The sequence below is a fragment of the Corallococcus interemptor genome (assembly GCF_003668875.1).
Taxonomy (GTDB): domain Bacteria; phylum Myxococcota; class Myxococcia; order Myxococcales; family Myxococcaceae; genus Corallococcus; species Corallococcus interemptor.
In genome coordinates, this window is sequence record NZ_RAWM01000222.1 from 1 (window position 1) to 7,007 (window position 7,007).

General features: G+C 67.3%; 6 protein-coding genes. 2 read left to right on the forward strand and 4 right to left on the reverse strand.

What is annotated here, in order from left to right; all coding sequences use genetic code 11:
- The first annotated feature begins 586 nt into the window (after positions 1-586).
- Entirely contained in the window at positions 587-2,944 is a 2,358-nt protein-coding gene (locus tag D7X96_RS38200) for a ribonucleoside-diphosphate reductase subunit alpha (protein ID WP_120552987.1), read from the forward strand.
- A gap of 51 nt (positions 2,945-2,995) precedes the next feature.
- On the forward strand, positions 2,996-4,006 hold the full coding sequence (locus D7X96_RS38205; protein WP_120552986.1) for a ribonucleotide-diphosphate reductase subunit beta: 1,011 nt from the start codon (positions 2,996-2,998) through the stop codon (positions 4,004-4,006).
- 12 nt (positions 4,007-4,018) lie between these two features.
- Here the strand turns inward: D7X96_RS38205 and aqpZ are convergent, their stop codons facing one another.
- The 4 genes from aqpZ to D7X96_RS38225 all read right to left on the reverse strand — a co-directional run.
- A complete protein-coding gene (gene aqpZ, locus D7X96_RS38210; RefSeq protein WP_121771942.1) occupies positions 4,019-4,843 on the reverse strand; it encodes an aquaporin Z in 825 nt (274 codons plus the stop codon).
- A 98-nt stretch (positions 4,844-4,941) separates the two neighbouring features.
- Positions 4,942-5,478, reverse strand: a complete 537-nt coding sequence (gene hpt, locus D7X96_RS38215; RefSeq protein ID WP_120552985.1) for a hypoxanthine phosphoribosyltransferase — start codon at positions 5,476-5,478, stop codon at positions 4,942-4,944.
- Positions 5,479-5,490: 12 nt separating this feature from the next.
- Entirely contained in the window at positions 5,491-6,306 is an 816-nt protein-coding gene (locus tag D7X96_RS38220) for a uracil phosphoribosyltransferase (RefSeq protein ID WP_120552984.1), read from the reverse strand.
- A gap of 42 nt (positions 6,307-6,348) precedes the next feature.
- Positions 6,349-7,007: thymidine kinase (locus D7X96_RS38225; RefSeq protein WP_279637428.1), on the reverse strand; the 659-nt coding region annotated here is incomplete at its 5' end.

Consider the following 7,007-nt stretch of genomic DNA (forward strand, 5'->3'; position numbering starts at 1 on the left):
CCCGTCACCCGCCCCAACCCCCGACGCGGGCGTCGCGCCCTGATCTCCAGGGGTTGGCTGACCCCATGAAAAAGATGGGGTCCGAAGCGCCTTTGCGTGTCTGTAAATGTCCTGCGGAGGACTGCCGGAACCCTGTTGGCAAGTGATCATAGATTGCAATGATCGATCCGACCCCGGCGGCAGGTTTACACAGGATCTAGCGTTGACACACCGGGGGACCCCCCATAGCTTGGGTTCGCCGGTTGCTCGCCCCCCATCACGGGGGGTGCGTTCCTGGACCCTGGAGGCGGCAGTGGTTTTCTTGCGAAACACCCACTTCCGCCGTACACCCAGCTACATGTCGGGTCGCTGTAGTCAGACCCTCGGGTCCTGATCGGAAAGCAGTCCCTCCCAGTCATCTCCGAAGCCGTCACCCACAGGGTCAGTCCGCCCTGATGGCTACGCCATTGCCTTGCCCGGAAGTGAGACGCCCGTGACCGTCCAGACGCCCTTCAAGCCGAACGCCGTCGCCTCGCCGCCCCCTGACTCCGCCACCGTGGCGCCCGCCACGCAGGCCTCGTCGGCTCCCGGTGACTTCGCCACCACCATGCGGGTGAAGAAGCGCAACGGCACGGCGGAGCCGGTGGACCTCAACAAGATCGTCCGCGCGGTGGGCAAGTCGTGCGTGGGCCTGTCGCGCGTGGACGTGATGCGCGTGGCCACCAAGACCATCAGCGGCCTGTACGACGGCGCCACCACGCGGGAACTGGACAGCCTGTCCATCCAGACCGCCGCGGCCCTCATCGTCGAAGAGCCCGAGTACGCCCGGCTCTCCGCGCGCCTGCTGTCCACCTTCATCCAGAAGGAGGTCAGCAACCAGGACATCCAGTCCTTCAGCCAGTCCGTCGCCGCCGGCCACAAGCACGGCCTCATCGCGGACCGCCTGCTCACCTTCGTCCAGGCCAACGCGCGCAAGCTCAACGCCGCCATCGACCCGGTCCGCAACGACCTGTTCGAGTACTTCGGCCTGCGCACCGTCTACGACCGCTACCTCCTCAAGAACCCGCAGACGCGCGAAGTCATCGAGACGCCGCAGGACTTCTTCCTGCGCGTGGCCTGCGCCCTGTCCGGCGACAACGCGCGCGAGGCCATCGAGCTCTACCGCCTGTTCAGCTCGCTGGAGTACCTCCCCAGCTCCCCCACCCTGTTCAACTCCGGCACGCGCCACGAGCAGCTCTCCAGCTGCTTCCTCCTGGACTCGCCCGCGGACGAGCTGGACGCCATCTACAAGAAGTACTCGGACATCGCGATGCTGTCGAAGTTCAGCGGCGGCATCGGCGTGGCGTACCACCGCGTGCGCGCGCGCGGTTCGCTCATCAAGTCCACCAACGGCCACTCCAACGGCATCGTCCCGTGGCTCAAGACGCTGGACGCGTCCGTGGCGGCGGTGAACCAGGGCGGCAAGCGCAAGGGCGCGTGCTGCGTGTACCTGGAGACGTGGCACGCGGACATCGAGGACTTCCTCGAGCTGCGCGACAACACCGGTGACGAGGCCCGCCGCGCCCACAACCTCAACCTGGCCAACTGGGTGCCGGACCTCTTCATGCGCCGCGTGGAGGCGGACCAGGAGTGGAGCCTCTTCGATCCGAAGACGACCCCGCACCTCACCGACCTCTTCGGTGACGCCTTCGAGAAGGCCTACGTCGCGGCCGAAGCGCAGGGCCAGGCCGTGCGCAAGGTGAAGGCGCGCGACCTGTACGCGCGGATGATGAAGGTGCTGGCCCAGACGGGCAACGGCTGGATGACCTTCAAGGACATCTGCAACCGCAAGAGCAACCAGACCGGCCAGCCGGGCAACGTCATCCACCTGTCCAACCTCTGCACCGAAATCCTGGAGGTCACGAGCCAGGGTGAGACGGCGGTGTGCAACCTGGGCTCGCTCAACCTGGGCCGCATGGTGAAGGACGGGAAGTTCGACTTCGACCTGCTGCGCTCCAACGCGATGCTCGCGCTCAAGCAGTTGGACCGCGTCATCGACCTCAACTACTACCCCATCCCCACCGCCGCGGACTCCAACCGCCGCTGGCGCCCGGTGGGCCTGGGCCTGATGGGCCTCCAGGACGTCTTCTTCCAGCTGCGCCTGCCCTTCGACTCCGTCGAGGCGCGCAACCTGTCCAAGAAGATCTCGGAAGAGATCTACTACGCGGCGCTCGTCACCTCCTCCGACCTGGCGGAGCAGTTCGGCGCGCACCCGGCCTTCCCGGAGACGCGCGCGGCCAAGGGCGAGCTGCAGTTCGACAGCTGGGGCATCGTCCCCGAGGACACGCTGCGCTGGGACGCGCTGCGCTCGCGCATCATGAAGGTGGGCCTGCGCAACTCGCTGATGATCGCCATCGCGCCCACGGCCACCATCGCGTCCATCGCCGGCTGCTACGAGTGCATCGAGCCGCAGGTGTCCAACCTCTTCAAGCGCGAGACCCTGTCCGGTGACTTCCTCCAGGTGAACCGCTACCTGGTGCGCGACCTGCAGCAGCTGGGGCTCTGGAACGAGAACACCCGCAACCGCATCAAGCTGGCCGAAGGCAGCGTGCAGGACCTCACGGAGCTTCCGGAGGAGCTGCGCGCCCTCTACCGCACCGCGTGGGAGGTCCCCATGCGCTCGCTGCTGGACATGGGCGCGGACCGCGGCGCCTTCATCGACCAGAGCCAGTCGCTCAACCTCTTCGTGGAGACGCCCAACATCGGGAAGCTGTCCTCGATGTACTTCTACGCGTGGCAGAAGGGGCTCAAGACGACGTACTACCTGCGCTCGCGCCCGGCGACCCGCATCGCCAAGGCCACCGTGGGCCAGGGCGGCCCGACGATTGCCGCAGCCCCCACGCCCGCGCCGCAGACGGTGACCGCGGAGGCGGAAGCGGTGGCGTGCTCGCTGGAAAACCCCGAGGCGTGCGAGGCGTGCCAGTAGCCCTGGCCCGTCCCCCACCCCACCCGTCCTTCGTAAGGGAGTGTCGAAGCAATGCTGCTTGATCCGGGAATGAACCTGACGCTGCGCCCCATGGCGTATCCCGTCTTCTTCGAGATGTACCGCAACGCCATCAAGAACACCTGGACGGTGGAGGAGGTGGACTTCTCCACGGACCTGGTGGACCTGCGCTCGAAGATGACGGACGCGGAGCGTCACCTCATCCACCGGCTGGTGGCCTTCTTCGCCACGGGCGACTCCATCGTCGGCAACAACCTGGTGCTCAACCTCTACAAGCACCTGAACGCGCCCGAAGCGCGCATGTACCTGTCCCGGCAGCTGTACGAGGAGGCCCTGCACGTCCAGTTCTACCTGACGCTGCTGGACACCTACGTGCCGGACCCGGCCGAGCGCGCCAAGGCCTTCGCGGCGGTGGACAACATCCCGTCCATCCAGCGCAAGGCGCGCTTCTGCATGAAGTGGATGGACAGCATCCAGGCGCTGGATCAGGTCCGCTCCAAGTCGGACCGCCGCCAGTTCCTGCTCAACCTCATCTGCTTCGCGGGCTGCATTGAAGGCCTCTTCTTCTTCGCGGCCTTCGCGTACGTGTACTTCCTGCGCAGCAAGGGGCTGCTCAACGGCCTGGCCGCGGGCACCAACTGGGTGTTCCGCGACGAGTCCACCCACATGGCCTTCGCCTTCGAGGCCATCAAGACGGCGCGCAAGGAGGAGCCGGACCTCTTCGACGCGAGCCTGGAGAAGGACGTCGTGCAGATGATGCGCGACGCGGTGGAGTGCGAGACGCAGTTCGCCCAGGACCTGCTGAGCGGCGGCGTGATGGGCCTGTCGGTGCAGGAGATGCGTGGCTACCTGGAGTACGTGGCCGACCAGCGCCTCCAGATGCTGGGCATGGCCCCCATCTTCCACACCAAGAACCCGCTGCACTTCATGGACCTGCAGGACGTGCAGGAGCTCACCAACTTCTTCGAGCGCCGCGTGTCCTCCTACCAGGTGGGCGTGGGCGTGGGCGCCGCCAACGACGTCGTCTTCGACGCCGCCTTCTAGCGCCCCACCCTCCTAGACGGGGTGCTCCACGTCGCGCCGGCCGGTCACGCGCTCGCGGCGCTCCTCGTCCAGGGCCTGCTCCGCGCGCGCGGCGGTAATCTGCGCCGCCGGGCGGGCCACCAGCCGGTACACCGCGGACGCGAAGGCCGCGCCCAGCAGCGGCGCGACGATGAACAGCCACAGCTGGCGCAGGGCTTCTCCTCCGGCGAACAGCGCCGGGCCCAGGCTTCGCGCCGGGTTCACTGACGTATTGGTGATGGGGATGCCCACCAGGTGGATGAGCGTCAGCACCAGGCCAATGGCCAGGCCCGCGAAGCCCACCGGCGCGCGCGAGTCCGTGGCCCCCAGCACCGTCAGCACCAGCAGGAAGGTGAGCGCCACCTCCGTGAGGAAGGCCGCCCCGCCGCCGTAGCCCTCCGGGGACGCCGCCCCGTAGCCGTTGCTGCCCAGCCCCTCCGCGCCCGCGGAGTAGCCGCCCGGCGCGCCCTTCGCGATGAGCAGCACCACGCCCGCCGCGACGATGGCGCCCACGCACTGCGCGACGACGTAGCCAGCCAGATGCCGCTTGTCGAACTTGCCCGCCATCAGCAGGCCCACCGTCACGGCCGGGTTCACGTGGCAGCCGGAGATGGGGCCCACCGTGTAGACCATGGCCAGGAGCGACAGCCCGAACGCGAAGGCCACGCCCAGGAAGCCGATGCGGTCGCCCGCCAGCACCGCCGCCCCCACCCCGCCGAGCACCAGCACGAACGTGCCGACGGCCTCCGCCAGGTACTTCTGGATCGCCTCGCCGCCCGCGGCCGCCGTCCGGCTGGCCTTTGTGTTTCTGTCGCGCATGTTCAAGCCTCCTCCAGGTCCCAGGGGAGGCTGTGCATGCGGCAGTCCCGAGGCCCCCACCCCGGAGGGAGGGGCACCCGGGCCCATCAGGCGTTTCTTTAAGTGTGCTTCCAGATGCCGATGAACGGCACGTTCCGGTACTTCTCGCCGTAGTCCAGGCCGTACCCGACGACGAACTTGTCCTCGATGACGAAGCCCTTGTAGTCGATGTGGACCTTCGTCTTGGCCCGCGCGGGCTTCTCCAGGAGCGAGCAGATCTTCACGGACGCCGGGTGGCGCGCCTGGAGGTTCTCCAGCAGGAAGCTCATGGTGAGCCCCGTGTCGATGATGTCCTCGATGATGAGCAGGTGCTTGCCCGCCATCGGCTTGGACACGTCCGTGGTGATGCGCACCTCGCCCGTGGACTCCGTGCCGCCGTGGTAGCTGGACACGCCCAGGAACTCGAGCGTCAGCGGCAGGTCGATGGCCCGCGCCAGGTCGATGGCGAAGAACACGGAGCCCTTGAGCACGCAGACGAGCGTCAGCTCCTTGCCCTGGTAGTCGCGGGTAATCTGCGCGCCCAGCTCCTTCACGCGCGCCTGCACGGCCTCCTCGGAGATGAGGACGCCGACATCCTTCTCGTGGAACGTCGTCACCGGGTGCTCCCTCTACACGTAGGCGTTGTTCATGATCTCCCCGAAGCCGCCGCCGCCGGGGACGATGTACTGCCGGTCATCCAGGCCCCGCTCCTTGTCCCAGAGCAGCCCCGGCGCGGTGCCGAACACCTCCGGTGGGGACAGGCCTCGGTCCAACCGGAGCGCGTAGATGATGACGTCCGGGTGCTCCGTCGTCATCCGGCGCAGGTACTCCGGCGTGACGATGAGGTTGAGCGTGATGATGCGCCGGGCGTGCCCGGGCACCTTCGTCTTGTACAGGGTGATGGCCGTGGACAGGCTGCCGCCCGTGGCCCCCATGGGGTCCGGGAACAGCACGAACGCGTCGTCCACGTCCCCGCCAATCTTCGCGCCGCCAATCTCCGAGCCCACCACCGCCTGGGCCGCGTCGATCATCCGGCTCATGATGATGTGGTCCTGGCGCACCAGGGACGGATCCACCGTGAAGTTGAGCAGGTCATACGTCACCTGCGACGGCAGCGTGCCCGCCCGCGCGATGTTCACCGTCACCACGCGCAGCTGCGGATCCACCACCTCGCCCTGGTAGATGCCCAGCGGCGTCGAGTCGATCATTCGCGTGGGAATGGTGACCATCTTGCGCGGGAACTCCGCGTTGATGACCGTCTTCACCAGGTCCGCGTAGAGCTGCTCCACCAGCCGGTTGATCTGCGGCTGCAGCGTGCCCTTGGCGCACAGCGTGGCCAGCTGTGAGAGGAGAAACGGATTGCCCACCAGGTGAACGTTGGGCCCGTAGTGGTGGGCCATCTCGTTCAGCTTGAAGGGCACGTTCGCGTAGAGGGTGTCGCGCATCGCAAGGGGCTCCCGCTCAGGCCTGGGGCGGCTTCTGCTTTTTCAGTCGAACAGCTTCAGCGTCTGCGGAGGGCTCGCCTCCGCGGGTTCCGCCACGTGACACTTGCGGCAGCGCGGCTCGTAGGCCCCCGCCGCGCCCACCACCACCCGCTCCCCGCTGCCAATGATGCGCTGCGAACGGTTGGCCGGGTTCCCGCACACCGCGCAGATGGCCAGCTCCTTCGTCACGTACTCCGCCACCGCCATCAGCTGCGGCATCGGCTCGAAGGGGCGCCCCTGGTAGTCCTGGTCCAGGCCCGCGCAGATGACGCGCAGGCCCTTCTGGGCGAGCGCCTCGCACACCTGCACCACTTCTCCGCCCAGGAATTGAACCTCGTCGATGCCCACCACCTGCGTGTCGGGGGCCAGGTGCCGGAAAATTTCTTCAGCCCTTTCGATAGGCAGGGACGTCAATTTCAACTGGCTGTGGCTGACCACCTGCGTGTCGTCATAGCGGGTGTCGATGCGCGGCTTGAACACGCGCACCTTCTGCCGGCCGTACAGCGCGCGCTTGACGCGGCGGATCAACTCCTCCGTCTTGCCGGAGAACATCGAACCGCAGATGACCTCTATCCACCCGATATCTTTGGGGAATTGATGCAATGGGCGCTCGTCGGGGAGGGGCTGGCGGGGCCAATCTCCGCGACCCACCCCTTCCCGTC

Bases quoted from the DNA above. Each gene is read 5' to 3' on its own strand.
- D7X96_RS38220 (WP_120552984.1), bottom strand. From the start codon at position 6,306: ATGCGCGACACCCTCTACGCGAACGTGCCCTTCAAGCTGAACGAGATG.
- D7X96_RS38205 (WP_120552986.1), top strand. From the start codon at position 2,996: ATGCTGCTTGATCCGGGAATGAACCTGACGCTGCGCCCCATGGCGTAT.
- aqpZ (WP_121771942.1), bottom strand. From the start codon at position 4,843: ATGCGCGACAGAAACACAAAGGCCAGCCGGACGGCGGCCGCGGGCGGC.
- D7X96_RS38200 (WP_120552987.1), top strand. From the start codon at position 587: ATGCGGGTGAAGAAGCGCAACGGCACGGCGGAGCCGGTGGACCTCAAC.